Origin of the sequence: Ferrovibrio sp., from assembly GCF_965278975.1 — a bacterium.
Taxonomy (GTDB): Bacteria; Pseudomonadota; Alphaproteobacteria; order Ferrovibrionales; family Ferrovibrionaceae; genus Ferrovibrio.
Window position 1 is genome coordinate 3,290,149 of record NZ_OZ257126.1, and the last position, 26,012, is coordinate 3,316,160.

24 protein-coding genes are annotated in these 26,012 nt (G+C 64.4%); 13 read left to right on the top strand and 11 right to left on the bottom strand.

Going from position 1 to position 26,012, the window contains the following annotated elements:
• Positions 1-44 precede the first annotated feature (44 nt).
• The 3 genes from pstB to phoB are packed head-to-tail and all read left to right on the top strand — an operon-like array spanning position 45 to position 2,291.
• Entirely contained in the window at positions 45-824 is a 780-nt protein-coding gene (gene pstB / locus ACQY7X_RS15615) for a phosphate ABC transporter ATP-binding protein PstB (protein ID WP_428246340.1), read from the top strand.
• Positions 825-850: 26 nt separating this feature from the next.
• Positions 851-1,570 carry a phosphate signaling complex protein PhoU gene (phoU, locus tag ACQY7X_RS15620; protein WP_428246341.1) on the top strand — a complete coding sequence of 240 codons (720 nt, stop codon included), beginning with the start codon at positions 851-853 and terminating at the stop codon, positions 1,568-1,570.
• Between the two features lies 1 nt (position 1,571).
• Positions 1,572-2,291: a phosphate regulon transcriptional regulator PhoB gene (phoB, locus tag ACQY7X_RS15625; RefSeq protein WP_428246342.1), complete on the top strand. Its 720-nt coding sequence runs from the start codon at positions 1,572-1,574 to the stop codon at positions 2,289-2,291.
• A 67-nt stretch (positions 2,292-2,358) separates the two neighbouring features.
• Here phoB and ACQY7X_RS15630 read toward each other — a convergent pair whose 3' ends face one another.
• Entirely contained in the window at positions 2,359-3,003 is a 645-nt protein-coding gene (locus ACQY7X_RS15630) for an MlaC/ttg2D family ABC transporter substrate-binding protein (RefSeq protein ID WP_428246343.1), read from the bottom strand.
• 179 nt (positions 3,004-3,182) lie between these two features.
• Between ACQY7X_RS15630 and ACQY7X_RS15635 the strand changes: the two genes are divergently transcribed.
• From ACQY7X_RS15635 to metH, 4 genes are read left to right on the top strand one after another with little or no spacing between them, the layout of a single operon-like run.
• Entirely contained in the window at positions 3,183-4,187 is a 1,005-nt protein-coding gene (locus ACQY7X_RS15635; protein ID WP_428246344.1) for an ArsR/SmtB family transcription factor, read from the top strand.
• Complete coding sequence (metF, locus tag ACQY7X_RS15640) at positions 4,184-5,104, top strand: methylenetetrahydrofolate reductase [NAD(P)H] (RefSeq protein WP_428246345.1); 921 nt, start codon at positions 4,184-4,186, stop codon at positions 5,102-5,104. Before ACQY7X_RS15635 ends, metF begins: the two co-directional genes overlap by 4 nt.
• A complete protein-coding gene (locus ACQY7X_RS15645; RefSeq protein WP_428246346.1) occupies positions 5,101-6,207 on the top strand; it encodes a homocysteine S-methyltransferase family protein in 1,107 nt (368 codons plus the stop codon). Before metF ends, ACQY7X_RS15645 begins: the two co-directional genes overlap by 4 nt.
• Positions 6,204-8,858, top strand: a complete 2,655-nt coding sequence (metH, locus tag ACQY7X_RS15650; protein WP_428246347.1) for a methionine synthase — start codon at positions 6,204-6,206, stop codon at positions 8,856-8,858. Before ACQY7X_RS15645 ends, metH begins: the two co-directional genes overlap by 4 nt.
• A gap of 7 nt (positions 8,859-8,865) precedes the next feature.
• On the opposite strand, the gene ACQY7X_RS15655 is transcribed toward metH, so the two are convergent.
• The 5 genes from ACQY7X_RS15655 to ACQY7X_RS15675 all read right to left on the bottom strand — a co-directional run bounded on the left by ACQY7X_RS15655 (position 8,866) and on the right by ACQY7X_RS15675 (position 14,879).
• The gene (locus ACQY7X_RS15655) at positions 8,866-9,762 is read right to left on the bottom strand and encodes a lysophospholipid acyltransferase family protein (RefSeq protein WP_428246348.1); all 897 of its coding nucleotides are present in this window, start codon (positions 9,760-9,762) and stop codon (positions 8,866-8,868) included.
• Entirely contained in the window at positions 9,755-10,732 is a 978-nt protein-coding gene (gene lpxK, locus ACQY7X_RS15660) for a tetraacyldisaccharide 4'-kinase (protein ID WP_428246349.1), read from the bottom strand. The genes ACQY7X_RS15655 and lpxK overlap by 8 nt, the downstream gene beginning before the upstream one ends.
• A gap of 2 nt (positions 10,733-10,734) precedes the next feature.
• Positions 10,735-11,463 carry a lysophospholipid acyltransferase family protein gene (locus tag ACQY7X_RS15665; protein WP_428246350.1) on the bottom strand — a complete coding sequence of 243 codons (729 nt, stop codon included), beginning with the start codon at positions 11,461-11,463 and terminating at the stop codon, positions 10,735-10,737.
• Positions 11,464-11,468: 5 nt separating this feature from the next.
• Entirely contained in the window at positions 11,469-13,250 is a 1,782-nt protein-coding gene (locus ACQY7X_RS15670; RefSeq protein WP_428246351.1) for an ABC transporter ATP-binding protein, read from the bottom strand.
• Between the two features lie 123 nt (positions 13,251-13,373).
• Complete coding sequence (locus ACQY7X_RS15675) at positions 13,374-14,879, bottom strand: glycosyltransferase family 39 protein (RefSeq protein ID WP_428246352.1); 1,506 nt, start codon at positions 14,877-14,879, stop codon at positions 13,374-13,376.
• Between the two features lie 274 nt (positions 14,880-15,153).
• On the opposite strand from ACQY7X_RS15675, the gene ACQY7X_RS15680 reads away from it, so the two are divergent.
• The 4 genes from ACQY7X_RS15680 to ACQY7X_RS15695 are packed head-to-tail and all read left to right on the top strand — an operon-like array spanning position 15,154 to position 18,429.
• A complete protein-coding gene (locus tag ACQY7X_RS15680; protein WP_428246353.1) occupies positions 15,154-16,128 on the top strand; it encodes an ABC transporter substrate-binding protein in 975 nt (324 codons plus the stop codon).
• The gene (locus tag ACQY7X_RS15685) at positions 16,125-16,952 is read left to right on the top strand and encodes an ABC transporter ATP-binding protein (protein WP_428246354.1); all 828 of its coding nucleotides are present in this window, start codon (positions 16,125-16,127) and stop codon (positions 16,950-16,952) included. The genes ACQY7X_RS15680 and ACQY7X_RS15685 overlap by 4 nt, the downstream gene beginning before the upstream one ends.
• A complete protein-coding gene (locus tag ACQY7X_RS15690; protein ID WP_428246355.1) occupies positions 16,949-17,701 on the top strand; it encodes an ABC transporter permease in 753 nt (250 codons plus the stop codon). Before ACQY7X_RS15685 ends, ACQY7X_RS15690 begins: the two co-directional genes overlap by 4 nt.
• Positions 17,698-18,429 (top strand): ABC transporter permease, encoded by a 732-nt coding sequence (locus tag ACQY7X_RS15695; RefSeq protein ID WP_428246356.1) that lies wholly within the window; start codon positions 17,698-17,700, stop codon positions 18,427-18,429. Before ACQY7X_RS15690 ends, ACQY7X_RS15695 begins: the two co-directional genes overlap by 4 nt.
• Positions 18,430-18,532: 103 nt before the next feature.
• Here the strand turns inward: ACQY7X_RS15695 and tkt are convergent, their stop codons facing one another.
• The 3 genes from tkt to ACQY7X_RS15710 form a co-directional block, all read right to left on the bottom strand.
• The gene (gene tkt, locus ACQY7X_RS15700) at positions 18,533-20,548 is read right to left on the bottom strand and encodes a transketolase (RefSeq protein ID WP_428246357.1); all 2,016 of its coding nucleotides are present in this window, start codon (positions 20,546-20,548) and stop codon (positions 18,533-18,535) included.
• Positions 20,549-20,662: 114 nt separating this feature from the next.
• A complete protein-coding gene (locus tag ACQY7X_RS15705) occupies positions 20,663-22,378 on the bottom strand; it encodes a methyl-accepting chemotaxis protein (RefSeq protein ID WP_428246358.1) in 1,716 nt (571 codons plus the stop codon).
• Between the two features lie 185 nt (positions 22,379-22,563).
• Entirely contained in the window at positions 22,564-23,136 is a 573-nt protein-coding gene (locus tag ACQY7X_RS15710) for a chemotaxis protein CheW (RefSeq protein WP_428246359.1), read from the bottom strand.
• 154 nt (positions 23,137-23,290) lie between these two features.
• On the opposite strand from ACQY7X_RS15710, the gene ACQY7X_RS15715 reads away from it, so the two are divergent.
• Both ACQY7X_RS15715 and ACQY7X_RS15720 read left to right on the top strand, forming a co-directional pair.
• Positions 23,291-24,073 carry an HpcH/HpaI aldolase family protein gene (locus ACQY7X_RS15715; protein ID WP_428246360.1) on the top strand — a complete coding sequence of 261 codons (783 nt, stop codon included), beginning with the start codon at positions 23,291-23,293 and terminating at the stop codon, positions 24,071-24,073.
• Between the two features lie 139 nt (positions 24,074-24,212).
• Positions 24,213-24,521, top strand: coding sequence for a hypothetical protein (locus ACQY7X_RS15720; protein WP_428246361.1), 309 nt, complete (start codon positions 24,213-24,215; stop codon positions 24,519-24,521).
• 3 nt (positions 24,522-24,524) lie between these two features.
• On the opposite strand, the gene ACQY7X_RS15725 is transcribed toward ACQY7X_RS15720, so the two are convergent.
• Together ACQY7X_RS15725 and ACQY7X_RS15730 are read right to left on the bottom strand one after the other, a co-directional pair.
• Complete coding sequence (locus tag ACQY7X_RS15725) at positions 24,525-25,004, bottom strand: HPP family protein (RefSeq protein ID WP_428246362.1); 480 nt, start codon at positions 25,002-25,004, stop codon at positions 24,525-24,527.
• Entirely contained in the window at positions 25,001-26,011 is a 1,011-nt protein-coding gene (locus ACQY7X_RS15730) for an alpha/beta fold hydrolase (RefSeq protein WP_428246363.1), read from the bottom strand. The genes ACQY7X_RS15725 and ACQY7X_RS15730 overlap by 4 nt, the downstream gene beginning before the upstream one ends.
• Position 26,012 lies beyond the last annotated feature (1 nt).

Sequence of the window (26,012 nt, forward strand, 5' to 3'; positions counted from 1 at the left end):
GAAGTCCCACTGGTAACGAAAACCCAGGTCTAGGAAAGTCTCCCATGCAGAATGGTCAGCACGCCCACGATGTGAAGATGGCGGCCCGCAAGGTCAACGTCTTCTACGGCGAGAAGCAGGCGCTTAAGGAAATCGATCTCGATATCGAAGCCAATTCCGTCACCGCGCTGATCGGTCCCTCGGGTTGCGGCAAGTCCACCTTCCTGCGGTCGCTGAACCGCATGAACGACACCGTGCGCGGCTGCCGCGTCGAAGGCGACATCAAGCTCGATACGCTCGACATCTACGACACCAAGGTGGACGTAGTGCAACTGCGCGCCCGCGTCGGCATGGTGTTCCAGAAGCCGAACCCGTTCCCGAAGTCGATCTACGAGAATGTCGCCTACGGCCCGCGCATCCATGGTCTGGCCGAGAGCAAGGATGAACTCGACCTGATCGTCGAGAAGAGCCTGAAGCGCGCCGGCCTGTGGAAGGAAGTGGGCGACCGCCTCGCTGAAGCCGGCACCGGCCTCTCGGGCGGCCAGCAGCAGCGCCTCTGCATCGCCCGCGCCCTGGCGGTATCGCCGGAAGTGATCTTGATGGACGAGCCCTGCTCGGCGCTCGATCCGATCGCCACGGCGCATATCGAGGAACTGATCGACGAACTGCGCGAGAACTACACCATCGTCATCGTTACGCACTCGATGCAGCAGGCGGCGCGCGTCTCGCAGCGCACCGCCTTCTTCCATCTCGGCATCCTGGTGGAGTCTGGCGATACCAAGACCATCTTCACCAATCCGAGCGACGAGCGCACGCAAGGCTATATCACGGGCCGTTTCGGCTGAGGCCAGCTTAAGGAAAAGAGGATCCGATGACCAATGCCAGCCATACCGTAAAGGCCTACGATCAGGACCTGAAGAAGCTCGGCACGCTCGTCGTGCAGATGGGCGGTCTTGCGGAATCGCAGCTTGCCGCCGCGGTCAATGCCGTTGCCAAGCGCGACTCAGACCTCGCCACCGATGTGGTGAAGGGCGATGCCAAGATCGATGCCCTGCGTACCCAGCTCGATGAATTCGCCATCAACCTGCTAGCCCTGCGCCAGCCGATGGCCATCGATCTGCGCATCATCGTTTCGGCGCTGCGCATCTCTTCCGAGCTTGAGCGCATCGGCGACTATGCCAAGAATGTTGCCAAGCGTTCCCTGGTGCTGAACCAGTCGCCGGTGGTGCGGCCGGTGAGCGTGGTGCCGCGCATGGCCGCCATGGTGCAGGCCATGATCAAGGACACGCTCGACGCTTATATCTCGGATGATGCCGCCAAGGCCGATGCGGTCTGGCTGCGCGACGAGGAAGTGGACGACATGTACAACAGCCTGTTCCGCGAGCTGCTGACCTACATGATGGAAGACCCGCGCTCGATCACCGCCTGCACGCATCTGCTGTTCATCGCCAAGAATATCGAGCGCATTGGTGATCACACCACCAACATCGCGGAACTGATTCATTATTCAGTGAAGGGCGAGATGCTGAAGGATGAACGCCCGAAGGGCGATCAGACCAGTTTCGCCGTGGTCGACAAGGCAGGAGAGTAACATGGGCGTGGCCGTGAAGCCGCGGGTTCTGGTCATCGAGGATGAGGCGGCGCTGCTGGCGCTGCTGCGCTACAACCTCGAAAAAGAGAACTATATCGTCGATGAGGCGGTGGATGGCGAGCAGGCGCTGCTGCGTGTGGCAGAGCATATGCCCGACCTGATCCTGCTCGACTGGATGCTGCCCAGGCTGTCCGGCCTGGAAGTCTGCCGCCAGCTGCGCCGCGATCCCAATGCCCGCAACGTGCCGATCATCATGCTGACGGCGCGCGGCGAGGAAGCCGACCGCGTGCGTGGCCTGGATGCCGGCGCCGACGACTACATCGCCAAGCCGTTCAGCCCCAGCGAATTGCTGGCCCGCATCCGCGCGGTGCTGCGCCGCATCCGCCCGGCACTGGCCGAGGAAGTGCTGACCTATGGCGGTCTGGTGATGGATATCGCCACCCACAAGGTGACGCGCAACGGCCGCGAAGTGCATCTCGGCCCGACCGAGTTCCGCCTGCTGCGTTTCTTCCTGGAGCATCCCGGCCGCGTGCTGAGCCGCGATCAGCTGCTGGATTCGGTTTGGGGCCGCGACATCTATGTGGAGCAGCGGACCGTTGACGTGCATATTCGCCGCCTGCGCAAGGCGCTGAATGGCGAGGGCGAGGATGATGTGATCCGTACCGTCCGTTCCGCCGGCTATGCCCTGGAACTGACGGCGCAGCCGGCTACCGCCAGCTGAGGCAGGGTATCTGCTTTATTGAGTGGGCGAGGGTGGCAGTCATCCTCGCCCGTTTTCTGTTGATGGCTTAGCGGCTGATCTGGCGGCGCATGGCGGTGAACAGCGCATCAATCTTGCCGCCATTGTTCTGCAGCACCGATTCAAACTGCTGGCGCTGGGTGAAGGCCATGCTGACGCCCTCGATGATCACATCGGTGACCTTCTGCGCGCCGGCCTTGTTCACCACCTTCCACTCGACGCGGATCGGCGGGCCGCTCTTGCGGTTGATCTGCGAGAGCACGATCTGGGCCGCTTCGTTGTCGCGGTTGACGCCTTCCTGCACACTCAGGGTCTGGCCGTCATATTGCGCCAGCAGGCCGGAATAGACCTTCACCATGTAGTCGATGAACAGGCCGTCATATTCCTTGGCCTGCGGCTCGTTAAGCTGGCGGGCATAGCGGCCGAGGCAGAAGCGGCTGACGCTTTCAAGATCGAGGTGCTTTTCCAGCAGGTCGCGCACAAGGCTCTCGCGCTTGGCGGTATCGGCGGAGCGGGCGGCCAGCACTTCCAGGGTCTCGGTGCCGACGGTGCGGATGAAGGCATCGGCTTCGGCGGCGCGGCTCGCCTGCGGGGCGGCGAAGGCCAGGCCGGCCAGCAGCAGCAGGGCGGCGGCAAGCGGCCGGAAGGGGGCGGCGGAAAAGCGCGTCAGGGGCAGGCTAAGCGGGCGCGACATCGTCGTTAAAGTCCTATCTGGAAAGGTCTTTCGGGGCGATTCAGAGGTCGACCGCCCGTTTATAATCCATCGTAACAGCATAACCAAACCCCCCCGGCGTGTCATTTTAGTGGCGGCAGGCACCTTTCGGCAGAAAACTCTATACAAAAACATAAAGATATGTTTATGTATGTCTTGCCATGACAACTGAAGCCGCCCTGAACCTCGATACCCTGATGGCCGCGCTCCGCGCCGCCGCCGAGCCGACCCGGCTGCGGCTGCTGGCCTTGTGCGGCCAGGCGGAACTGACGGTGACGGAACTGACCCAGATCCTGGGCCAGAGCCAGCCCCGGGTTTCCCGCCATCTCAAGCTGCTCTGCGAAGCCGGGCTGCTGGAGCGGGTGCCGGAGGGCACCTGGGCCTTCTACCGCGTGGGCGAGCGCCTCAGCGGCGCGCCGCTGGTGCGGGCGGTGACGGCCCTGCTGCCATCGGGCGATGCCACGCTGTCGCGCGATGCCGAGCGGCTTACAGCCGTGAAGCGTGCCCGCGCCGAGGCCGCCGAAGCCTATTTCCGCGTCAACGCGCCGCGCTGGTCGCAGATCCGCTCGCTCTATGTCGATGAGCAGCAGGTGGAGGCAGCGGTGGCCGGCCTGATCGCCCAGCGCCAGGGCGCCGACCTGCTGGATATCGGCACCGGCACCGGCCGGCTGCTGGAAGTGCTGGCGCCGCATTTCGAGCGCGCCATCGGTGTCGACCTGAGCCGCGAGATGCTGGCCGTGGCGCGCACCAATCTGGAACGCGCCGGCATCCGCAATGCCCAGGTGCGCCAGGCCGATATGTATAACCTGCCGCTGCCGGCGCAGAGCTTCGACGTCGCCATCGTGCATCAGGTGCTGCATTACGCCGACGAACCGGCCAAGGCGATCAACGAAGCGGCCCGCGTGCTGCGCCCCGGCGGCCAGCTGATCGTGGTCGATTTCGCGCCGCATGACCTGGAATTCCTGCGCAAGGACCATGCCCATCGCCGCCTCGGCTTTTCCGATGCGGAAGTGCGGCAATGGTGTTCTGCCGCCGGCCTGGAGCCGGGCCAGATGGTGGCGCTGCCGGGCCAGCCGCTCACCGTCAATGTCTGGCGTACCGAACGCCGCGCCGCTGCCACAGCAACCCCTGGCGTTTCACCCGTGAAGAAGATTGTCGCCGCATGATCCAGCTCGATCCCATCGCCGCTTCGGCGCGCCGCACCGGCCCGCTCAAGGTCTCGTTCGAATTCTTCCCGCCGAAAACACCGGAGATGGAAGAAAGCCTGTGGCGCAGCGTGACACGGCTGGCGCCGCTCAATCCGCGCTTCGTCTCGGTCACCTATGGCGCCGGCGGCTCCACCCGCGAACGCACCCATGCCACCGTGGTGCGCATCCGCCAGGAAACCAATCTCAAGCCGGCGGCGCATCTCACCTGCGTCGGCGCCTCGCGCGCTGAAGTGGATGAAGTGGCGCGGCATTACTGGGAAGCCGGCATCAAGCATATCGTCGCCTTGCGCGGCGATCCGCCGGAAGGTTCCAAGGGCTTCACCGCGCATCCCCAGGGCTATGCCAGTTCCACCGAACTGGTGGCCGGTCTGCGTAAGGTGGCGGATTTCGAGATCAGCGCCGGCTGCTACCCGGAAGGCCATCCCGATGGCACCGCGCCGCGCCTGGAACTGGATTACCTGAAGCGCAAGGTGGATGCTGGCGCCACGCGCCTGGTGTCGCAGTATTTCTTCGATACCGAAACCTTCCTGCGTTTCCTCGACCGTGCCCGCTCGGCCGGCATTTCGCAGCCGATCGTGCCGGGCATCCTGCCGGTGACGAATTTCCGCCAGGTGGTGCGTTTCTCGGCGGCCTGCGGCGCTTCCGTGCCGGCCTGGCTGGCTGATATGTTCGATGGCCTGGATGATGATCCCGAAACCCGCCGCATGGTGGCGGCGCATATCGCCGCCGAGCAATGCCGCCGGCTGCAGGCTGCCGGCCTGGATGAATTCCATTTCTACACGCTGAACCGCGCCGACCTGACCTACGCCATCTGCCATATCCTTGGCGTGCGGCCCCAGCAGGCGGAAGTGCAGCAGGCCGGGAGCGCGGCATGATCGAGAACGCGAAGCAGATTCTGGCGGCAGCCAAGCCGGCGCGGCTGGCGCGGCGCAAGGCTTTGTACGCCTCGGCGGGAGAGCGCATCCTGGTGCTGGATGGCGCCATGGGCACCATGCTGCAACGGCGCAAGCTGCAGGAGCAGGATTACCGCGGCACGCGCTTCTCGGGCGCCAACAGCGACCTCAAGGGCAACCATGATCTGCTCAACATCACGCGCCCGGATGTGATCCTGGCGGTGCATGGCGAATATCTCGATGCCGGCGCCGATATCATCGAAACCAACACTTTCAGCGGCACCTGGATCAGCCAGGCCGACTACCATCTCGAATCCGCTGTCGATGAGATCAATGTGGAAGGCGCCAAGCTGGCGCGCCAGGCTGCCGATATCGCCACCGCTGCCGATCCGGCGCGGCCGCGTTTCGTGGCTGGCGCCATCGGGCCGACCAACCGCACCGCGTCGCTGTCGCCTGATGTCAACCGGCCGGATTTCCGCAACATCACCTTCGATGAACTGCGCGATGCCTACCGCGCCCAGGGGCTCGGCCTGCTGGTTGGCGGCGCCGATATCCTGCTGATCGAAACCATTTTCGATACGCTGAACGCCAAGGCGGCGGTTTTCGCTGTCTACGAATTGTTCGACGAACTGGGCGAGGAATGGCCGGTGATGATCTCCGGCACCATCACTGACTTGTCCGGCCGCACGCTTTCGGGCCAGACGGCGGAAGCCTTCTGGAATTCCCTGCGCCATGCCAAGCCGTTCTCCATCGGCCTGAACTGTGCCTTTGGCGCTGAGCAGATGCGGCCCTATGTCGCCGAGTTGTCGCGCGTCGCCGATGTGAAAATCAGCGCCTATCCCAATGCCGGCTTGCCGAACCAGTTCGGTGAATATGACGAGGAGCCACACACCACGGCGGGCCATCTGCGCGAATGGGCCGAGCATGGCCTGGTGAATATCGTCGGTGGCTGCTGCGGCACCACGCCGGACCATATCCGTGCCATTGCAGACAGCGTGCGCGGCGTCAAGCCCCGCTCAATTCCCGCCATCCCCCGCCAGCTCCGCCTCTCTGGCCTCGAACCTTTCGCGGTGCCCGCAGCATGAGCCTTCCCGTCTTCATCAATGTTGGTGAGCGCACCAACGTCACCGGATCGGCCAAGTTCCGCAAGCTGATCCTTGCCGGCGAATATGACGAAGCCTTGGCCATTGCGCGCCAGCAGGTGGAAAACGGCGCCCAGATCATCGACGTCAACATGGACGAGGGCATGCTCGACTCCAAGGCGGCGATGGTGAAATACCTCAACCTGATCGCCTCCGAGCCGGATATCAGCCGTGTGCCGCTGATGATCGACTCATCCAAGTGGGATGTGATCGAGGCCGGCCTGCAATGCGTGCAGGGCAAGGCGGTGGTGAATTCGATCAGCCTGAAGGAAGGCGAGGCGCAGTTCTTCGCCCAGGCGCGCAAGGTGCTGCGCTATGGCGCCGCTGTCGTGGTCATGGCTTTCGATGAGCAGGGCCAGGCCGATACCGCCGACCGCAAGTATGAAATCTGCGCCCGTGCCTACAAGCTGCTGACCGAGCAGGTCGGCTTTGCGGCGGAAGACATCATCTTCGATCTCAATATTTTCGCCGTCGCCACCGGCATCGAAGAGCATAACAACTACGCCATCGAGTTCTTCGAGGGCGCCAAGCGCGTGCGCGCCAACCTGCCGCATGTGCATATCTCCGGCGGCGTGTCGAATGTCAGCTTCTCCTTCCGTGGCAACGAGCGCCTGCGCGAAACCATGCATGCGGTGTTCCTGTATCACGGTATCAAGGCCGGCATGGATATGGGCATCGTCAATGCCGGCCAGTTGCCGGTATATGAAGACATTCCGCTTGATCTGCGCGAGCGCGTCGAGGATGTGATCCTCAACCGCCGCCCGGATGCCACCGAGCGGCTGCTGGAAGTGGCCGAGAGCTACAAGGGTGGTGCCAAGAAGCAGGAAGCCGATCTCGCCTGGCGCGAGAAGCCGGTGCGCGAGCGCCTGGCTCATGCCCTGGTGCAGGGCATCACCGATTTCATCGACGAAGATACGGAAGAGGCACGCCTCACCGCCACCCGGCCGCTCGAAGTGATCGAAGGTCCGCTGATGGACGGCATGAATATCGTCGGCGACCTGTTCGGCGCCGGCAAGATGTTCCTGCCGCAGGTGGTGAAGTCGGCGCGCGTGATGAAGAAGGCGGTGGCCTACCTGCTGCCCTTCATCGAAGCAGAGAAGTCGTCCGGCCCGGCCCGCACCAACGGCAAGGTGCTGATGGCCACGGTGAAGGGCGATGTGCACGATATCGGCAAGAACATCGTCGGCGTCGTGCTCCAGTGCAATAATTACGAAGTCATCGACCTAGGTGTCATGGTGCCCTGCGCTCGCATCCTGGATGAAGCCAAGAAGCAGGGCGCCGATATCATCGGCCTGTCCGGCCTGATCACGCCGAGCCTGGACGAGATGTGCTATGTCGCCAGCGAGATGCAGCGCGAGGGCCTGCGCCTGCCGCTGATGATCGGCGGCGCCACCACGTCGAAGGTGCATACGGCGGTGAAGATCGCGCCGAACTATACCGGCCCGGTAGTGTATGTGACCGATGCGTCGCGTGCGGTCGGTGTTGCCGGCAAGCTGGTCTCGGCGAACGATGCGCCGCAATACAATGCCGAGATCGCCAACGAATACGCCAATATCCGCGAGATCCATTCGCGCGAGCGCAATGCCGGGCCGCGCCAGAGCATTGCCGAGGCCCGCGCCAATGGCCTGAAGCTGGATTGGAGCGGCTATCAGCCGCCCAAGCCCGGCTTCCTCGGGCTGAAGGTGTTCGAGGATTATCCGATTGCCGAACTGGTCGAGCGCATCGACTGGACGCCGTTCTTCTCCTCCTGGGAGTTGCGCGGCCGCTATCCCGCCATCCTCACCGACAATGTGGTGGGCGAGGCAGCGAGCAACCTGTTCAAGGATGCCCAGGCTTTGCTCAAGCGCATGGTGGAGGAAAAGCCGATCCGGGCCTCCGCCGTGATCGGCTTCTGGCCGGCCAACAGCATCAACCATGACGATATCAGCCTGTTCGCCGATGATGGCCGCAAGGCCGAGGTGGCACGGCTGCATATGCTGCGCCAGCAGATGAAGCGCGATGGTGACCGGGCGAATTTCTGCCTCGCCGATTATGTCGCCCCTGCCGGCACCGCCGATTATGTCGGCGCTTTCGCCTGCACGGCTGGTATCGGCCTGGATGAGTGGATCAAGCGCGAATTCACCGCCAAGCAGGATGATTATTCCGGCATCATGGCCCAGGCCCTGGCCGACCGCCTGGCGGAAGCCTTCGCCGAGCGCCTGCATGAGCGCGTGCGCAAGGAGTTCTGGGGCTATGCGTCGGCGGAAGCCCTGAGCAACGACGAACTGATTGCCGAGGGCTATCGCGGTATCCGTCCGGCGCCGGGCTATCCGGCCTGCCCGGACCATACCGAGAAGGCGACGCTGTTCAAGCTGCTCGATGCCACGGCGAAGGCCGGCATCACGCTGACCGAGAGTTTCGCCATGTGGCCTTCGGCGGCAGTGAGCGGCTGGTATTTCAGCCATCCCGACGCGCGCTATTTCGGCGTCGGCCGCATCCAGCGCGATCAGGTGGCGGATTACGCCAACCGCAAGCAGATGCCGCTGGATGTGATGGAACGCTGGCTGGCGCCGAACCTCGCCTATGATCCGGCGCGTTCGGAAGCGGCGGAGTAATCAGCCGCTAGTCTCTCGGCCAGCGTTTGTGCACCCAGAACCAGTGATCCGGGCGGTCCCGGATCCAGCGTTCCAGCACCGCATGCACTTTGCCCAGGCCGGCCAGCACATCGGCCTCGCGGTCGCCGCTTGGCGTCAGGATAAACGGCGGCTCGACGGTGACGCGGAAGCGGGCGCCGCCCAGCCGCTCGGCGCGCACGCCCAGCACCGGGCAGCCCAGCCGTAAGGCAAGCTCGGCAATCGCCGGCGCGGTCATTGCCGGGCGGCCGAAGAACGGCACGCTGACGCCGGAATTGAGCTTCTGGTCCACCAGCATGCCGAGGGCTTCGTTGTTCTGCAAAGCCTGCAACAGCGCGCGCGCGGCGCGCACGCCTTTCGGCACATGCCGCGCATTGCTGGCGCGTGCGCGCAGGTTTTGCAGCAATTCCTCGGTCAGCGGGTTGTTGGCGGCGCGGTAGACCAGGGTGAGCGGCAGGCCGCTTTGCGAGCCGGCCAGGCTGATCAATTCCCAATTGCCGAAATGCGCCGAGAAGAAGATCGCCGCCTTGCCGGATTCACGCACGGCATCCAGATACTCGGTGCCGACCAGTTCGACGCGATCGCCCAGGCGCAGCTTGGGCAGATGCGGGTATTCCGCTATCACGCGGCCGAGATTGTCCCACATGCCATCCAGCACGCGCGCCACGGCAGCATCGTCCAGGCCGGGCAGGGCGCGGCGCAGCTGCCGCGCGGCAACGCGGTGGATGCCGATGCGCGGCCCGAGCTTGCGCGCGATCCAGCCGCCGAAAGCCGAGGCCGTATCCAGCGGCAGGCAGCCGAACAGCGCGAGCGCGAAGCGGGCGCCGAAAGCGGCGGCATATTCATGCGGCTCGGCGCGCGTTTCGATGCCGAATATCTTAGGCATCGGTCAAGGCCTCGGTGATGAAGGCTTCGATGCGCCCGGGCGCTTCGAATACCAGTTCGACGCGCAGCACCTGCACCATGGCGCGGGCTTCCGGCGGCAACCGCATCAAATCCTTCTCGGTGGTGACGGCCTGCGCCTTCAGCGCCACGGCACGCTCCACCAGCCGCATGACCGTATCGGTGTCATAGGCGCCATGATCGGGGAAAGCCTGGCGTTCAGCGACATGCGCGCCGATGCTTTCCAGCGTGGCGAAGAATTTCTCTGGCCGCCCGATGCCGGCGAAAGCCAGCACGCGCTCATCCTTCAGCATCGCCGCATCTGCCGCCAGCGGCTGCAATGCGGCAGCGAATACCGGCAGCGCGCCGAAATCGAAAGGCTGCGCCGGCTGGCCGATCAGGATCACAGCATCGGCGCGCTCCAGGCCTTCCGCGATGCCTTCGCGCAACGGACCGGCGGGCAGCAGGCAGCCATTGCCGAATCCTTGCGCGGCATCCACCACCAGCAAGTTGATATCGCGTTCCAGGGCATAGGTCTGATGCGCGTCGTCGGCCAGCAGGATATCGCAGCCGGCGCGGCAGGCGGCGCGGGCGGCATCGGGGCGGTCGCGGCCGATCCAGGTTGGTGCCGCACGCGCCAGCAGCAGGGCTTCATCGCCAACCAAAGCCGCCGTGTGCAGGCTAGGATCGACGCGCAGCGGACCGGCTTCGCTGCCGCCATAGCCACGGCTGATTATCGCGGGCAAGCGGCCCATGGCTTTCAGCCGGGCCGCCAGGGCGATGGCTGTCGGCGTTTTACCGGCGCCACCGGCAACCAGATTGCCAACCGAGATCACCGGCACCGCCACTTCCTGCGGCTGGGCTAAGGCGCGGTTCAGGCGGTTGCCCAGGCCATAGAGCAGGGCCAGCGGCGACAACAGGGCGGGCAGCGATGACGTGGTGCCGGCAGACCAGAAGTCGGGCGTCCGCGGCATGGCTATTTGTCCCGCGGCGCCGGTTCTACCGGCACATGGCCGCAAAGCCGGTCGGCTTGCGCCGTGATGGCGTTGAGAGCCGCTTCCACGCGCAAAGCCGCCTGCTCCAGGCTTTCATCGTTGTTGCTGGATACGTCGATCGGTTCGCCCCAGATGGTGACGCCGCTGGTGAACAATGCCGGCAGGATGAAGCGGTCCCAGGTATTGATCATCTTGCGTCGCCGGGTCGAATAGGTGATCGGCAGGATCGGCACTTTGGCCAGGCGCGCGGTGGCGATCACGCCGGGGCTGACCTGCATGCGTGGCCCGCGCGGGCCATCGGGCGTGAAGCCAACCGCATTGCCCTGCTTCAGCACGGTGAGCAGGGCGCGCAGCGCGGCGCGGCCGCCCTTGTCCTTATCGGCCTTCTTCGGGTTGGCGGTGGAGCCGCGTATGGTCTTGATGCCGAAACGGGCGACGCTGCGCACGATCAGGTCGGCATCGCGATGCTGCGAACTCAGCATGTGCAGCGGGAATGTGCTGCCCTGCCAGGCGGGCGGCATCAGCAGCAGCCGGCCATGCCAGAACACGACGACGCAGGCCTTGTGCTGATCCCATTGCGCTTGCGGATATTCCGCGCCGATGGTCTGCCAGCGCGAGGTGGCGCGCACCAGGCGGATATAGAGTGCGATGGTGGCAGAGGCGAAGTTCAGCGCGGCATCGCTGCGCAGCAGGCGCTTCACCAACGACATCGGGCTCAGGCCCCGGCGGCGAATTGCGTGGCATAGAGCCGCGCATAGACGCCGCCTTTAGCCAGCAGTTCGGCATGGCTGCCCTGTTCCACCAGCTGGCCGCGATCAAGCACAAAGATGATATCGGCATCGATCACGGTGGAGAGGCGGTGCGCGATTACCAGGGTGGTGCGGCCCTGCATCAGCCGGCGCAGAGCTTCCTGGATCAGGCGTTCGCTTTCGCTGTCCAGCGCGGAAGTAGCTTCATCCAGCAACAGGATCGGCGCATCGCGCAGCATGGCGCGCGCGATGGCGATGCGCTGGCGCTGGCCGCCGGAAAGCTTCACGCCATTTTCGCCCACCAGGGTATCGTAGCCTTGCGGCAGGCCGGTGATGAAATCATGCGCCGCCGCCGCACTGGCCGCGGCTTCGATCTCGGCCTGGCTGGCGCCCGAACGGCCATAGGCGATATTGGCGCGCACGGTATCGTCGAACAGGGTGAGTTCCTGACTCACCAGGGCGATGCTGCCGCGCAGGCTGCTTAAAGTCACGCCGCGCACATCCTGGCCATCGATCAGCACCTGGCCCGCACTGGCATCGTAGAAGCGCGGGATCAGGTTGAGGATGGTTGACTTGCCAGCACCCGAGGCACCCACAAGAGCGGCCTTGCGGCCCGCCGGCACCTGAATGGTGACGGTACGCAGAGCCGGATGCTCCGGGTCATAGGCGAAGCTGACCTGCTCGAAGCGGATTTCGCCGCCCTGCACGGTAAGCGTCTTGGCATCGGCGGCATCGCGGATGGTGGCTTCCTGGTCCAGCACGGCAAAGATGCGCTCGGCTGCGGCAAGGCCTTCCTGTAGCGACACATTGAGCGTGGAGATCGATTTCAGCGGCTGATAGGCCATCAGCACGGCGGCGATGAAGCTGCCCAGCGTGCCGGGCGTGGTGGTGCCGGCGATGATCTGCTGACCGCCGATGAAGGCGACGATGCCGATGGCGATGCCGCCCAGGGCCTCGGTGGAGGGTGAAGCGGCGGCGCGGGCGCGGATCACGCGCATGGCATGGGTGAGGCGCTGCTCCACCGAGGCCCTGGCGCGTTCGGTCTCGCGGTCCTCCATGCCATAGGCCTTCACCATGCGGGCGCCGTCGAAGGTCTCGCTCAGGATGGTGGTCAGCTTGCCGGTTTCTTCCTGGCTGCGCTTCGAGCCTTTGCGCGTCTTCTTGCCCAGCCGGCGCGAGAAGATCGCCACCATCGGGAAGATGACGCAGACCACCAGCGAGAGCTGCCAGTATTGCAGGAACATCACGATGGCGAGGAAGATCAGGCTGAGGCTGTCTTTGACGATGCCGGTGAGTGCCTTGCCCACGGCCTCGCGCAGCAGATGCGCGTCATAGAGGAAACTGGCGATCAGCTTGCCGGAATGAATCTGGTGCAGCCAGGCGAGATCGGCATGCATCAGCTTGGCATACATGCGGACCTGGGTATCGGCGATGATGCGTTCGCCGAAGCCGCCCATCAGCGAGCCTTCGAGATAGCCGGCGAAGCCCTTGATCACCGCCACGCCGATCACCATGGCCGGGATCAGGTAGAGCCAGTCGGGATTGCCCTGGCCGAACAGGCCATCCAGGATCGGTTTCAGCAGCCAGGCATTGCCGGCCGTGGCAGCGGCCACCACCGCCATGCTCAGGGCGGCGATTGCCAGGGTGCCGATATGCGGCCGCACATGCTCGGCCAGCAGGCGGCGGATCAGGATCCAGGAGCTGGGGGCTTTGGCGGTGGTTGTCGCTGGAGTGGCGGGCAAGGTCATCACCGAAAAGCGCGCGCGGGCAAGGGGATGGGCGTTTGCATGGGCCGGGAGGCTATAGCATGTGCAGCCCCCGCCCGCCACACCCACCCGCCGCTGCTGCCCGTGTTTGGCAGAGCTGTTGTTCTAGCGGCGTTCCGGGCAGGCAGCGGCCCCCGGCGCCGGCTGGGCTATTGCCCAGCCGAAGCGGAAGGGCAGGTGCTGCAATGCGTTGGGCGGCGGCTTGAGCACCAGCGGCGGCAACAGGCGTGCATCGGGAAAAGCCGCGGCGAGATTATGCGGAATCTCATCCTCGTCGAGTGCGATGGGCCAGAGCAGCATGGCGCCGCATTGCCGCAGCCGGGCATTGTCGATCCAGGGCGCGGCGATGCGGCTCGCCGCCGTGAAACTTTGCGGCCGGTCGCTGGAATAGAACACCACATTGCCGGTGAGCCACATCTGCCCAGCCACAAAGCGCAGGGGCTGGCCGGTTTCGCGCCGCCAGGTATCGGTCACGGTGCGGGCCAGTTCCTGGCCCGGAAAGTGTACGCGCTTGTTGCGGTTCATCACCTGTGGCCCCACCACCATGGCACTGGCATAGAGTGCCAGCGGCAGCAGGAACATCACCGGCCAGGCGCGGGCCACCCAGCGCCGTCCGGTGGCGGAGAGTTTGTCGCTGAACAGCAGCGGCACCAGCAGAGTGGCGAAGATCCAGAGCGGTGCACCCCACATGGCGCGCGGCGTGCGGCCCATGATCAGCGCCAGCATCACCACCAGCAGCACAGGACCGAGCGCGATGGCGATGACGAACCATTTTTCGAAACGGTTATCACGCGGGGCCGTGACCACGGGTTCTGACCTGGCGCCCAGGCCGATCAGCAGCAGGACCAGCGGCGGCAGCAGCGCCAGGAACTGGCTGCCGATGAAATGCACCGGCAGCAGCACACGGTTCCAGCCTCTGGAAAAACCGGCGCGCTGATCGACATAGGCGAAGCTGACGAAGTTATGATTTTGCAGCCAGTAGAGATGCGGCAGCATGATCAGCAAGGTTATCACCGCTGCCAGATACGGGCCGGGGCGTTTCAGGCAGAGCCGCGCCTGCGGCTGCAGCAGCACGAACACCGCCATCGCCACCAGATACATCGCCGTGGAATAGCGCGTCAGCAGGCCCAGCCCGGCGGCGATGCCGACAATCACCCAGTCGCGCAGGCGGTCGTCGCGCAAGGCGGTGTAGAAGAACGAGCCGGCAATGGCGGAAAACGCCATCTGCAGGATGATCGGATTGAATTCCGGGCTCGGGAAGCCATAGAAATAGATCGTGGTCATCAGCAACAGCACGATCAGCGCGTCGTCGTCGCCATAGAGCCGCCGCGCCACGCGCCACACCGCCCAATAGGCGAGGCCGAGCGAGAACTGGCTCAGCAGCAGGGCCGGCAGCATGGAGCCGGGCAGCAATTGCAGGCCGAGGCCGAGCGCCCAGGCGAAAAGCGGTGGCCCCTTGTGGTAGCCGAGTTCGAATTGCCGGCCCCAGACCGCGCCCTCGATCACATCCAGCGGCGCGTTCGGCAGCGTGAAATACGGCACCAGCACCCAGCTTGTGGTTTGCAGCAGGATCAGGCCGGCGATAAGGAGGGGGTGATGACGCTGCGGCATCCCAGAAAAAGCAAAGTTCGTGGATCAGTACGCTGGCTGGGGAGATCACCCTGGCTGATATTTCTTCTTAAGCGGGCATCGTTTGTGGAATCAACAAATTTTTCCCCGTTTTTGGCTAAATATACATAAACTTTATTCGCCGCATCTTCTGGGTTGCGAGGCCTGATTCTGCCGCAGCCTCCGGCATGGTTGCCAATGCAACAGTCTGCCTTGCCGCCTGCTTGCAGGCTCCGCTATGCTTTGCGGACAAAAATATAAACGGGAGGATTTGGCCATGCTCATCAAGGCAGTGAAGGCCCTGGCGGTTGCCGCTATTGCACTGGGATTTGCCGCGCCCGCCGCCAAGGCGGAAGAAATCAGCGTCACCCATTGGGGCGCATTGATGTATGGCGCACCATATGCCGTGGCGATGGAGAAGGGCTTCTTCAAGCAGGCTGGCGTCGATATCACCGGCATCCTCACCTCCAAGGGCGGCGGCACCACGGTGCGCAACGTGCTGGCCGGCGGCCTGCCCTATGGCGAGGTGAGCCTGGCGGCGGCGGTGGCTGCGGCCAAGGAAGGCCTGCCGATCAAGATCGTCAATGCCGGCGCCGTTTCGGTGGCTGATATCCTGTGGGTGACCACGCCCGACAGCCCGATCAAATCGGTGAAGGATCTGGTCGGCAAGAAGATCGCCTATACCAGCCCGAAATCGGTCACCGACATGCTCAGCATCATGGTGCTGGCCAAGAACGGCGTGGCGCTCGACAAGGTGGAGCGCATCTCCACCGGCTCGATTGGCGCCGGTCTCACCGCGCTCGGCCAGGGCGCCGTGGTGGCGGCCCCCACGATGGATCCGATCTGGAGCCGTTCGTCGGATAAATACCGTCCGGTGTTTGAACTCTCCAAGGAACTGCCGAACCTGACCCAGACTGTCGGTATCACCACGGCGGACTTCATCAAGCAGCAGCCGGCCAAGCTGAAGGCGATCATCGAAGGCCGCCGCAAGGGCGTCGATTTCCTCAATGCCAGTCCTGCCGAGGCCGGCGCCATCTTCGCCAAGGCCTATAACCTTGACACACCGCTGGGCGAAAAGGCGGTGCGCAACATGATTGCCGTGGGCTATTGGGGCAAGGGCGATATCGACCTTGCGGCCATGGACCGCATGGTGGAGGGCCTGCGCATCATCGGTGAAGTGGATGGTCCGGTGGATTGGTCGAAGCTGGTGGATACGTCCTTCCTGCCTGCCGATCTGCGCAAGCCCTCGTGACCGCAGGCAGCGCGGCGCCGGCGGCGGAACTCGCCGGCGTCACCCGCGTCTATCCGGCCATCGGCGGGCAGCCGCCGGTGCATGCGCTGGGGCCGATTGATCTGACCCTGAAACGCGGCGAATTCTTTGCCGTGGTCGGGCCTTCGGGCTGCGGCAAATCCACCTTGCTGGATGTGCTGGCCGGTCTGGCGCGCCCGAGCGACGGCGTGGCGCGTTTCGAGGGCCAGCCGATTGGCGACAGCGTGCCCGATGGCGTCGGCGTGGTGTTCCAGGAGGATGCCTCATTCCCCTGGCTCAGCGTTGCCGATAACGTTGCCTTCGGCCTGCGCCGCCAGGGCATGGCGGCGGCCGAGATCGCGCGCCGGGTGGAGTATGCCCTCGGTTTCATGGGGCTGAAGGATTTCGCCAAGGCGCATCCGGCGCAGCTTTCCGGCGGCATGCGCCAGCGCGTCTGCATCGCGCGCACCCTGGTGATGCAGCCGCGCCTGATCCTGCTGGATGAGCCGTTCGGCGCGCTGGACCAGCAAACACGATTGCTGATGGGCGATGAATTGCTGCGGCTGTGGCGCGAAACCGGCGCCACGGTGCTGCTGATCACCCATGCGCTGGATGAAGCCGCGATGCTGGCGGATCGTGTCGGCGTGATGTCGGCGCGGCCCGGCCGCTTCATCGATCTGGTGGAAACCAACTGGCCGCGCGAACGCGACAGCAATCTGGTGGCCGAAGCCGGCTTCGGCGCGCTCACCGCGCGGCTGTGGTCGCATCTGCGCGCGGAATCGCTGAAAGTCATGGGCGGCAGCGGCAACAGTGGCAGCAAGCCATGAGCCGGCTCGGCTGGGTCCGGCTGCTGCTGATCGCCGGCCTGGTCGGGCTGCTGGAACTGGCCTGCCGGCTGGCCTGGATCAAGAAGGCGACGATGATTCCGCCCAGCGAGATGGCGCAGAATCTGTGGCGCTTGCTGCGCATCGGCAAGCTCAACAACGATATCGCCGCTACGCTCGGCAATGTCGGCATCGCCTTCCTGCTCTGCGTCTCGGTCGGCTTCGCGCTTGGCGTGGTGATCCACAGCCTGCCGCGCCTGCGCCGCGTGCTCGATCCGCTGCTGGCGACGTGGTACGCGGTGCCGTTCTTCGTTTTCTATCCGATCTTCATTGTCATCTTCGGCCTCAACCGTCTGCCGATCATTGTCATCGGCTTCCTGTTCGGCGTGGTGGCGATGATCGTGAGCACGCTGAACGGGCTGGACCGCATCCCGCCGGTGCTGCTGAAAACCGCCCGCCTGCATCACATGCCGCCGCTGGCGGTGGCCTTGCGCATCAAGCTGCCCTCGGCCCTGCCGTATCTGTTCACCGGTGTGAAGCTCTCGGTGGCCTACAGCTTCATCGGCGTGATTGCCTCGGAATTCATCCTGTCGGGCGGCGGCCTGGGCTATTCCATTGCCTATGCCTACAACAACTTCGATAACCGCACGATGTATGCGCTGATGCTGTTCATCCTGCTGCTGGTCGGCAGTATCAACGCCGCTTTGCATATCTGGGAGCAGCGGCTGATTGCGCGCCGGGGTGGCCGATGATGCGCAGGGCCACGGATTTCCTGCTGCTCGCTCTTGCCGTGCTGGTGCTGTGGCAGGGCATGTATTGGTGGGCGGGTGATGAAGCATTGTCCGGCCCGGCGGAAACCGTGCGGTTCGCCGCCACGCTGCTGGGGCGGGCCAATTTCTATCCGCATCTCTGGGAATCGCTCAGGGCGCTGGGCTATTCGCTGCTGATCGCTTCATTCGGCGGCCTGGCGCTTGGCATCATGCTCGGCGCGCATAAATCTAGCGGCCAGGTGATGGAGCCGATACTGGTCGGCCTCTATGCGCTGCCGAAGGTGACGCTGTATCCGCTGGTGCTGCTGCTGTTCGGCCTCGGGCTGCCGGCCAAGGTGGCGTTCGGCGCACTGCACGGCATCATTCCGGTCACGATCTTCACGCTCAACGCCGTGCGCAATATCCGCCCGGTCTATATCCGCACCGCCAGGACGCTGCGGCTCGATCCGTTCACCGCCGCGCGCACCGTGCTGCTGCCCGCAGCCCTGCCGGAGATTGTCTCCGGCCAGCGCATCGGCTTCTCGCTCACCTTGCTCGGCGTGCTGCTGGGCGAGATGTTCGCCTCCCAGCGCGGCCTGGGATTCCTGCTGATGAACGCGATCAGCATCAACGATGTGCGCATGATCATGGCCATCGCGCTGATACTGTTCGCCTTCGCCGTCACGGTCAGCGCCGGATTGCTGGCGCTGGACCGCAGGCTGCATCGGTAGGGACATACCCTGCCGTCACCCTCGCGCAGGCGAGGGTCCCATTTCATTGACAGAAAATGGGATACCCGCGTGCGCGGGTATGACTGTAAGGTTTTGCGGCTTGTTACAGCCGTGCCTTGGCGGCTTCCACCACGGCTTCCGGTGTGATGCCGAAATGCTTGTAAAGCAGCTCGTAGGGGCCGGAGGCACCAAAGCCCTTCATGCCGATGAAGGCGCCGTTATCGCCGATATAGGCATCCCAGCCCTGGCGCACACCGGCCTCGATGGCGATGCGCACCGTGCCGATGCCCAGCACTGCCTTGCGATAGGCTTCCGGCTGCTCGTTGAACAGCTCGAAGGAGGGCAGCGACACCACGCGGGTGCCGATGCCCTGCTGCTGCAGCAGGTCGCGGGCCGCCATGGCAATGGAGATTTCCGAGCCGGTGGCGAGCAGCGTCACCTTTGCCGTGCCATCCGCAGCGCGCAGTTCATAGCCGCCCTTGGCCGAGAGATTCTCGCCGGCATCGGTGACGCGCACGGCGGCCAGGTCCTGACGCGTCAGGCAGAGCAGGGCGGGGCGGTCCTTGGAGCGCAGCGCGATATCCCAGGCCTCGGCGGTTTCCACCGCATCGGCCGGGCGCAGCACCAGCAGGTTCGGGATGGCGCGCAGCGAGGCGGTATGCTCCACCGGCTGATGCGTCGGGCCATCTTCGCCCAGGCCGATCGAGTCATGCGTCATCACATAGATCACGCGCTGGCCCATCAGCGCCGAGAGGCGGATGGCATTGCGGCAGTAGTCGCTGAACACCAGGAAGGTGCCGCCATAGGGGATCACGCCGCCATGCAGGGCGAGGCCGTTCATCGCCGCCGCCATGCCATGCTCGCGCACGCCGTAATAGATGTAGCGGCCCTTGAAGTCGCCGGGCTTCACCGGATCGAGGCCGGCGGTCTTGGTGTTGTTCGAGCCGGTGAGGTCGGCGGAGCCGCCGATGGCTTCCGGCACCACCGGGTTGATCGCTTCCAGCGCCATCTGCGACGACTTGCGCGTCGCCCATTTCGGCTTGTCGGCCACCAGCTTGGCGATATAGGCCTTGATCGTGGCGTCATACTCGGCCGGCAGGTCACCCTTCATGCGGCGCTCGAATTCGGCGCGGTCGGCGGTGGGCAGCGCGGCCAGGGCCTTGTCCCAGGCGGCCGAGTGGGCGGCGCCCTTGGCGCCGGCTTGGCGCCAGGCGGCCTGGATGGGCGCGGGAATCTCGAACGGCGCATGCGGCCAGCCGAGCTTTTCGCGCGCGCCCTTGATCTCATCGGGGCCGAGCGGCGAGCCATGCACGCCGGAGGTGCCGGCCTTCTTCGGCGCGCCGAAGCCGATCACCGTCTTGCAGGCGATCATGGTCGGCTTGTCGCTCTTTTGCGCGGCGGCAATCGCGGCGGCAACGGCTTCGGCATCGTGGCCGTCGACCGCAGCCGTGTTCCAGCCCGAAGCCTTGAAGCGCGCGAGCTGGTCGTCGCTGACCGAGAGCGAGGTCGGGCCATCGATGGAAATGCCGTTATCATCGAACAGCACGATCAGCTTGTTCAGCTTGAGATGGCCGGCCAGCGAAATCGCTTCGTGGCTGATGCCTTCCATCAGGCAGCCGTCGCCGGCAATCGCATAGGTGAAGTGATCAACCACGGCATCGCCGAAGCGGGCATTGAGCAGACGTTCGGCCAGCGCGAAGCCGACCGCATTGGCGATGCCCTGGCCCAGCGGGCCGGTGGTGGTCTCGATGCCATCGGCATGGCCGAATTCAGGATGGCCGGCGGTGCGGCTGCCGATCTGGCGGAAGTTCTTCAACTCCTCCAGAGTCATGTCCTTGTAGCCGGTGAGATGCAGCAGCGAATAGAGCAGCATCGAGCCATGGCCGGCGGAGAGCACGAAGCGGTCGCGGTTCGGCCAATTCGGCCGGGCCGGGTCGACCTTCAGGAAACGGGTGAACAGCACGGTCGCCACATCGGCCATGCCCATCGGCATGCCGGGATGGCCGGAATTGGCTGCCTGCACGGCATCCATCGAGAGCGCCCGGATGGCATTGGCCATGTCGGCATGGCTGGCGGGAAGGGCGTGCGGGGGAACGGTGACGGTCGCGGCCTGCGTCATGATCTTGGGGAATCCAGCATATTTTCAGGAATGGCGGCGCGAACATGCCGGGCAAAGCCCGGCACGTCAACCCGCCGATTTCCCTTGTAGCTAGGCCCTAAGCAGTAAAATCAATTACTTAAGCCGAAAGTAGCCGACGATTTCGGCCAAGGTCTGACCCAGGCTCGCCATCTGCTGGGCCGAGGCCGTGGTCTGCTCCACCATGGCGCCGTTGCGCTGGGTCATCTCGTCCATGTTGCCGATGGCGGTGTTCACTTCATCCAGGCCACGCGACTGCTCGGAAGAGGCCATGGCGATCTCGGCGACGATATCGGCCACGCGTTTCACGGCGCCGACAATCTCGGTGAGCGAGGCCCCGGCCTGCTGCACCAGTCCGGCACCGGATTTCACTTGGGCATTGGACTCGCTGATCAGCGCCTTAATGTCTTTCGAGGCATTGGCCGAACGGCCGGCCAGCGCCCGCACTTCCTGCGCCACGACAGCGAAGCCCTTGCCGGCCTCACCGGCACGGGCAGCTTCCACGGAAGCATTCAGCGCCAGCAGGTTGGTCTGGAACGCGATCTCGTCGATCAGTGCCACGATGTCGCCGATCTTGCGCGCGCTTTCCTCGATGCGGCTCACCGCCGCCACCGCCTGCTGCGCCACATCGCCACCCTTTTCGGCGGTCTCGCGGGCTGCCTTGCTCAAGCTGCTAGCGGCTTGGGCATTATCGGCATTCTGCCGCACCGTGGTGGTCACCTCATGCATCGACGCGGCGGTTTCCTCCAATGCTGCGGCCTGAGCCTCGGTGCGCTGCGCCAGATCCTGGCTGCCGGCGGAAATCTCGGCCGAGGCATCGCGTACCTGGGTGGCGCTGCTGGTGATGCGGCTGACCACTTCGCGCAGTTTTTCCAGCGTCTCGTTGGCGCCATCACGCAACTCGCCGAAGATGCCGGGATAGTTGCCCTCGACGCGGCGGCTGAGATCGCCGCGCGCCATGGCGTCCATCGTGGCGGCGATATCACGGGTCATGCCCTGGCATGTATCCGAAAGCGTGTTCACGGCCTCGCCGAGCTGACGCAGGAAGCCGCTCTTGCCGGCAAGGTCCATGCGTTCGGAGAAACCCTTCTCGCTGGCCATGGCGATGGCGGCGATCACTTCGCTTTCCAGCCGCAGCTGCTCGGTGATATCGGCCCATTCCACCACGGTGCCAAGCCGCGCACCCTGCCGGTTCACCACCGGACTGGCGATCAGTTCAAAGCGCCGGCCGCCAACAGTGATGCGGGTGCGATAAGTGCTGGTCAGCTTTTCCAGCATCCCGCGCTGATGCGCCGGGTTCTTGTGGAAGATATCGATCTTGGCGCCGACGAGGGCATCGGGATCGAAATGCGGCAGATCCTTGCGGATGTCGCTGGCGGCGTTGCGCAGCAGAGCGATCACCGCCGTATTGCAGTAGACAATGCGGTTTTCCGCATCGGCGATCATCACATTCGTGGTGGTGCCGGTAAGCGCGCTTTCGATCCGCGTGGCGGCAAGCTGGCTGTCGCGCAAGGCTGCCGCAGCATCGGCGATGACGCCGATTTCGTCGCCTCGGCCCTGGCCCGGGATGGTTTCCACCGCATGGCCTTGCGCCAGGTCCTGCAATGTCGTGCGCATGGCCTGCAGCGGCACGGCTATATCGCGCAGCAGCAACATGGAGAGGCCGATCAGCACGATCGCCGCGATCAGCAATGCGATGCTGAGGCGTTCGGGAAAGCGCAGATCAATCAGGTAAAGGCCAAGAAATACCAGCGCGATCAAAGCGGCCAGCAGGAGGGATTTGGTATTCAGTGACAAGCGCGGGAACAGCATCAACCTTCTCCTTCGATCAGGTCTGCTCATTAACGCCTTGCTCGTCTTATAGCGCGAATTACTTTCCTGTAACAATAATAGAAGTTTTCGCGAATAAATAACATTCGCAAATAGGATGCAATAAGATCGGCATGCTGACTAATGCGCGCAAATCGGCTGCACGCCGCGGCTATTGAATGCCCGGATTATTGCACGCCAATGGCCGCAGGTTCGGACTGAGCCGCAATGCTCTGCAACTGCGCTGCCGCCTGGCCGGTGACCAGGCGATCAAGATCGATGATCGACACCATGCGCTCTTCCCGTGCCGCGATGGCGGCGAGGAAACGGTAATCCGACGAGGCATCGGTTTCCGGCACGCCCTGCAATTCGCGATCCTCGATCGAGAGAATATCCGACACGCTGTCGACCAGCAGGCCGAAGGTGCCATTGGCGGCCACCACCACGATCACCACATGCATGCGGGTCGGCTTGGTAATGCCGCCGCCAAGCCGGACACGCAGATCATAGATCGGTACGATCGTGCCGCGCAGATTGATGATGCCGCGCACGAATTCCGGCGTGTTCGGCAGGTTGGTCACATCGGTCCAGGCGCGGATCTCGCGCACGCTCAGGATGTCGATGCCATAGACCTGAGTGTCGATGGCAAAGGTGAGGTAATCCTTGGCGGAATGAAGATTGTCGCCGGCCTGGCCGCTGCGTCCGACCGAAAGGCCGCGCTGCTGTCCGGCCTGACTCCGTGTGGCGGGAAGCTGGTCCATGGTTTCAGTCTCCGGTCGGAGGGAATATCGTGGCTGGACTGTAGCAAAAGCCTGCCGCCCTGGTTAAGACTTTTTCGTCGCCTTTTCACAGCCCTGGCGGCCCATAAGCACATATTAACGTTCGCCCACGCTTGGCGACCCAGGAGGAAACACCGTGCATATACCCCGCAATGCCTTCAAGAGGGCGCTGGCCGAGGGCCGGCCGCAGATCGGCCTGTGGAGCATGCTGTGCTCCAACATCGTGGCTGAGATTATCGCCACCGCCGGCTTTGACTGGGTGGTGCTGGATACTGAGCATTCGCCGAACGAACTGCCGATGGTGTTGCAGCAATTGCAGGCGATGCAGATCGATGCCAACACCGCCACGCCGGTGGTGCGTCCGGCCTGGAACGATCCGATCCTGATCAAGCGTTTTCTCGATATCGGCGCGCCGAACCTGATCCTGCCCTTCATCCAGGATGAAAATGAGGCCGCCGCTGCCGTGTCGGCGACGCGCTATCCGCCAAAGGGCATTCGCGGCGTTTCGATGTCGCAGCGCGCCAACCGTTATGGCCTGGTCGCCGATTACCACAAGCATGTCGAGGAAGAACTGGGCGTGCTGGTGCAGGTGGAGACGCTGGCCGCCGTGAACCGCATCCCGGTCATTGCCAAGCAGGAAGGTGTCGATGGCATCTTCATCGGCCCCGCCGATCTCTCCGCCGATGTCGGCCATCTCGGCAATGCCTCGCATCCCGAAGCCCAGGCGGCGATCATGAAGGGCCTGGAATTGTGCAAGGCCGCCGGCAAGCCGGCCGGCATCCTGGCGCCGAACGAGGAAGACGCGAAACGCTACTTCGATGCCGGCTTCACCTTCGTTGCCGTGGGCATCGATCAGGGCCTGCTGACCAAGGCGACGCGCGACATCCTGCGCCGCTTCCGCAGCCATCTCGAAGGCTGACGTTAACCATACTACCCGCCGGCAGCCCGGCTTTTTGCGGGCTACCGGCGGTGGATTTGGTGGCGGATTTCCCGTTTTTCCGGGATTAACCAAAGAAAGTGGTTGGCCCTGCCGGCAGCGGCGTTATACTTAACGCATTATGGCCGACACCATTACCCCGATCCTGCCGACCAGCCCGATCTACCGCGCCACGCTCGACGCGCCGGTGGGGGCTGTGGCGTCGGCGAAAATCGCCCGCATCACCGATGGCGCGGCGGCCGGCGTCGAGGTCAACCTGCAGACGATGCTGCGCATCACCTCGGTGATCGCGCGCGATCAGCGCGCCGACAATGCCAGCAAGGGTGCTGGCATACGCGAATTCCGCGATGCCCCCGTGACCTATGACGGCAATGGCAATGGCCGCCGCATGTCGCCGCTCGACGTGAACAGGATGTTCTGGCTGGCGTAGAGCTTAAGGGCTCCAGCGCATCGGCCAGCGCGGCTTTGGTTCCGGCCCTGGTCGCAGCCGGCTCCACACAAATACACCCAGCATCGCGATCCCCAGCGCCAGCAGCAGCGGATCGAGCAGGAAAGCCAAACCCGGCTTCACATTCAGCACGATCAGTGGATTGGCGCCTGCCGGCGGATGCATCATGTTGGCCGCTTTCATCAGCACCGCGATCAGCGCCACGCCCAGCGCCATGCTCCAGGCATTGCTGCCGATGCTGTGGAGCAGGCCGAAGCCGATCAGGGCGCCGGCCAGATGCGTGATCAATATTGCGCTGGGCCGCAGCCCTTCATGCTCGGGATAGCAGAACAGCAATACGGCAGTGCTGCCCAGCGAGGTGAGGGCAAGGCCATGTTCGGCATCGATCAGCAGCAGGATAAGGCTGAGCGTCGGCACCATGCCGAGCAAAATCCATACTCCGTCGAGCCAAGCCTGCCGCGTCATTCACCCCGTTCCTTCGCGAATAGCGGCAGCGTGAAGGCTTCGCGTCCGGAGGGCAAGGGGGCATCGCGATCCGTGATCCAGGACGCGACATCGCGCCACACCCGCTGGGCCTGCAGGTCGCGCAGCAGCATGTGCCAGCCGGTATCGTACAGAGCGATGCGGCGGTGGCCGGCCATGGCGGCAACGAAATGCTCCACCGGTTCGCGGCGGATCACTTCATCCTTCGTACCATAGAGCAGCAGCAGCGGCGGTGCCGCCTTGAGTTTCGGGCCGGAGGCAAGAGCCTCGTCCATCAGGCCGACCAGGCCGTGAATGGCATCGACGCGGGTCTGCTTGATCACCAGCGGATCGGCGCCAAGGCGGCGCAGCATCGGGATATTGTCGGAAGCCTGGATGCCCAGGCCGCGGCCAGAGAGCGTCAACCAGGGCAGGGTGTGACTCATGATGCCCAGCGTGACGCGGTAGCTCAGCGGCATGGTGGCGCGGCCCCATACGGCGGGTGCCACCAGGATGGCGCCATCTGGTTGATTGCTGGCTGGTTGGTTTCCACTTTCGGCCAGGGCGCTCAGCGCCACCGCCGCGCCCATGCTTTCACCCAGCCAGAATACAGGCAGGCCGGGATGATGCTGCCGCAACAGCGCGGTCAGTTCGCGCAAATCCTGGCGCATGCGTTCGCCACCGGCCCACAACCCGGTATGGGGCGTACGCCCGAAGCCGCGCTGGTCTGGCGCATAGGTGGCGATGCCATGTTCGGCCGCCCACCAGGGCGCGGGTTCGGCGAAGGCATTGCCGTAATCGTTGAAGCCATGCAGCGCCAGCAGCACCGCCCGGGTTTCACGCGGCGCCGGCGGCAGCCAGCGGGCCAGCGGCAGGATGCTGCCGTCTTCCGCGCGCCAGTCGTTTTCCAGCAGGGCGGGGATTGCCGGATTGGCGCCCGGCTGCTGCAGCCGGGGGGCACAGGCGGCCAGCCCCAGCATCAGGAGCATGACGGCAAGCAGACGCGGCATC

What these genes read in the sequence shown, in the direction of transcription:
- ACQY7X_RS15680 (WP_428246353.1), top strand. Translation starts at nt 15,154, where the DNA reads ATGCTCATCAAGGCAGTGAAGGCCCTGGCGGTTGCCGCTATTGCACTG.
- ACQY7X_RS15645 (WP_428246346.1), top strand. Translation starts at nt 5,101, where the DNA reads ATGATCGAGAACGCGAAGCAGATTCTGGCGGCAGCCAAGCCGGCGCGG.
- ACQY7X_RS15690 (WP_428246355.1), top strand. Translation starts at nt 16,949, where the DNA reads ATGAGCCGGCTCGGCTGGGTCCGGCTGCTGCTGATCGCCGGCCTGGTC.
- ACQY7X_RS15675 (WP_428246352.1), bottom strand. Translation starts at nt 14,879, where the DNA reads ATGCCGCAGCGTCATCACCCCCTCCTTATCGCCGGCCTGATCCTGCTG.
- ACQY7X_RS15725 (WP_428246362.1), bottom strand. Translation starts at nt 25,004, where the DNA reads ATGACGCGGCAGGCTTGGCTCGACGGAGTATGGATTTTGCTCGGCATG.
- ACQY7X_RS15630 (WP_428246343.1), bottom strand. Translation starts at nt 3,003, where the DNA reads ATGTCGCGCCCGCTTAGCCTGCCCCTGACGCGCTTTTCCGCCGCCCCC.
- metH (WP_428246347.1), top strand. Translation starts at nt 6,204, where the DNA reads ATGAGCCTTCCCGTCTTCATCAATGTTGGTGAGCGCACCAACGTCACC.
- ACQY7X_RS15695 (WP_428246356.1), top strand. Translation starts at nt 17,698, where the DNA reads ATGATGCGCAGGGCCACGGATTTCCTGCTGCTCGCTCTTGCCGTGCTG.
- ACQY7X_RS15710 (WP_428246359.1), bottom strand. Translation starts at nt 23,136, where the DNA reads ATGGACCAGCTTCCCGCCACACGGAGTCAGGCCGGACAGCAGCGCGGC.
- metF (WP_428246345.1), top strand. Translation starts at nt 4,184, where the DNA reads ATGATCCAGCTCGATCCCATCGCCGCTTCGGCGCGCCGCACCGGCCCG.
- lpxK (WP_428246349.1), bottom strand. Translation starts at nt 10,732, where the DNA reads ATGCCGCGGACGCCCGACTTCTGGTCTGCCGGCACCACGTCATCGCTG.
- ACQY7X_RS15670 (WP_428246351.1), bottom strand. Translation starts at nt 13,250, where the DNA reads ATGACCTTGCCCGCCACTCCAGCGACAACCACCGCCAAAGCCCCCAGC.
- ACQY7X_RS15635 (WP_428246344.1), top strand. Translation starts at nt 3,183, where the DNA reads ATGACAACTGAAGCCGCCCTGAACCTCGATACCCTGATGGCCGCGCTC.
- phoU (WP_428246341.1), top strand. Translation starts at nt 851, where the DNA reads ATGACCAATGCCAGCCATACCGTAAAGGCCTACGATCAGGACCTGAAG.
- ACQY7X_RS15720 (WP_428246361.1), top strand. Translation starts at nt 24,213, where the DNA reads ATGGCCGACACCATTACCCCGATCCTGCCGACCAGCCCGATCTACCGC.
- phoB (WP_428246342.1), top strand. Translation starts at nt 1,572, where the DNA reads ATGGGCGTGGCCGTGAAGCCGCGGGTTCTGGTCATCGAGGATGAGGCG.
- ACQY7X_RS15665 (WP_428246350.1), bottom strand. Translation starts at nt 11,463, where the DNA reads ATGTCGTTGGTGAAGCGCCTGCTGCGCAGCGATGCCGCGCTGAACTTC.
- ACQY7X_RS15655 (WP_428246348.1), bottom strand. Translation starts at nt 9,762, where the DNA reads ATGCCTAAGATATTCGGCATCGAAACGCGCGCCGAGCCGCATGAATAT.
- pstB (WP_428246340.1), top strand. Translation starts at nt 45, where the DNA reads ATGCAGAATGGTCAGCACGCCCACGATGTGAAGATGGCGGCCCGCAAG.
- tkt (WP_428246357.1), bottom strand. Translation starts at nt 20,548, where the DNA reads ATGACGCAGGCCGCGACCGTCACCGTTCCCCCGCACGCCCTTCCCGCC.
- ACQY7X_RS15730 (WP_428246363.1), bottom strand. Translation starts at nt 26,011, where the DNA reads ATGCCGCGTCTGCTTGCCGTCATGCTCCTGATGCTGGGGCTGGCCGCC.
- ACQY7X_RS15705 (WP_428246358.1), bottom strand. Translation starts at nt 22,378, where the DNA reads ATGCTGTTCCCGCGCTTGTCACTGAATACCAAATCCCTCCTGCTGGCC.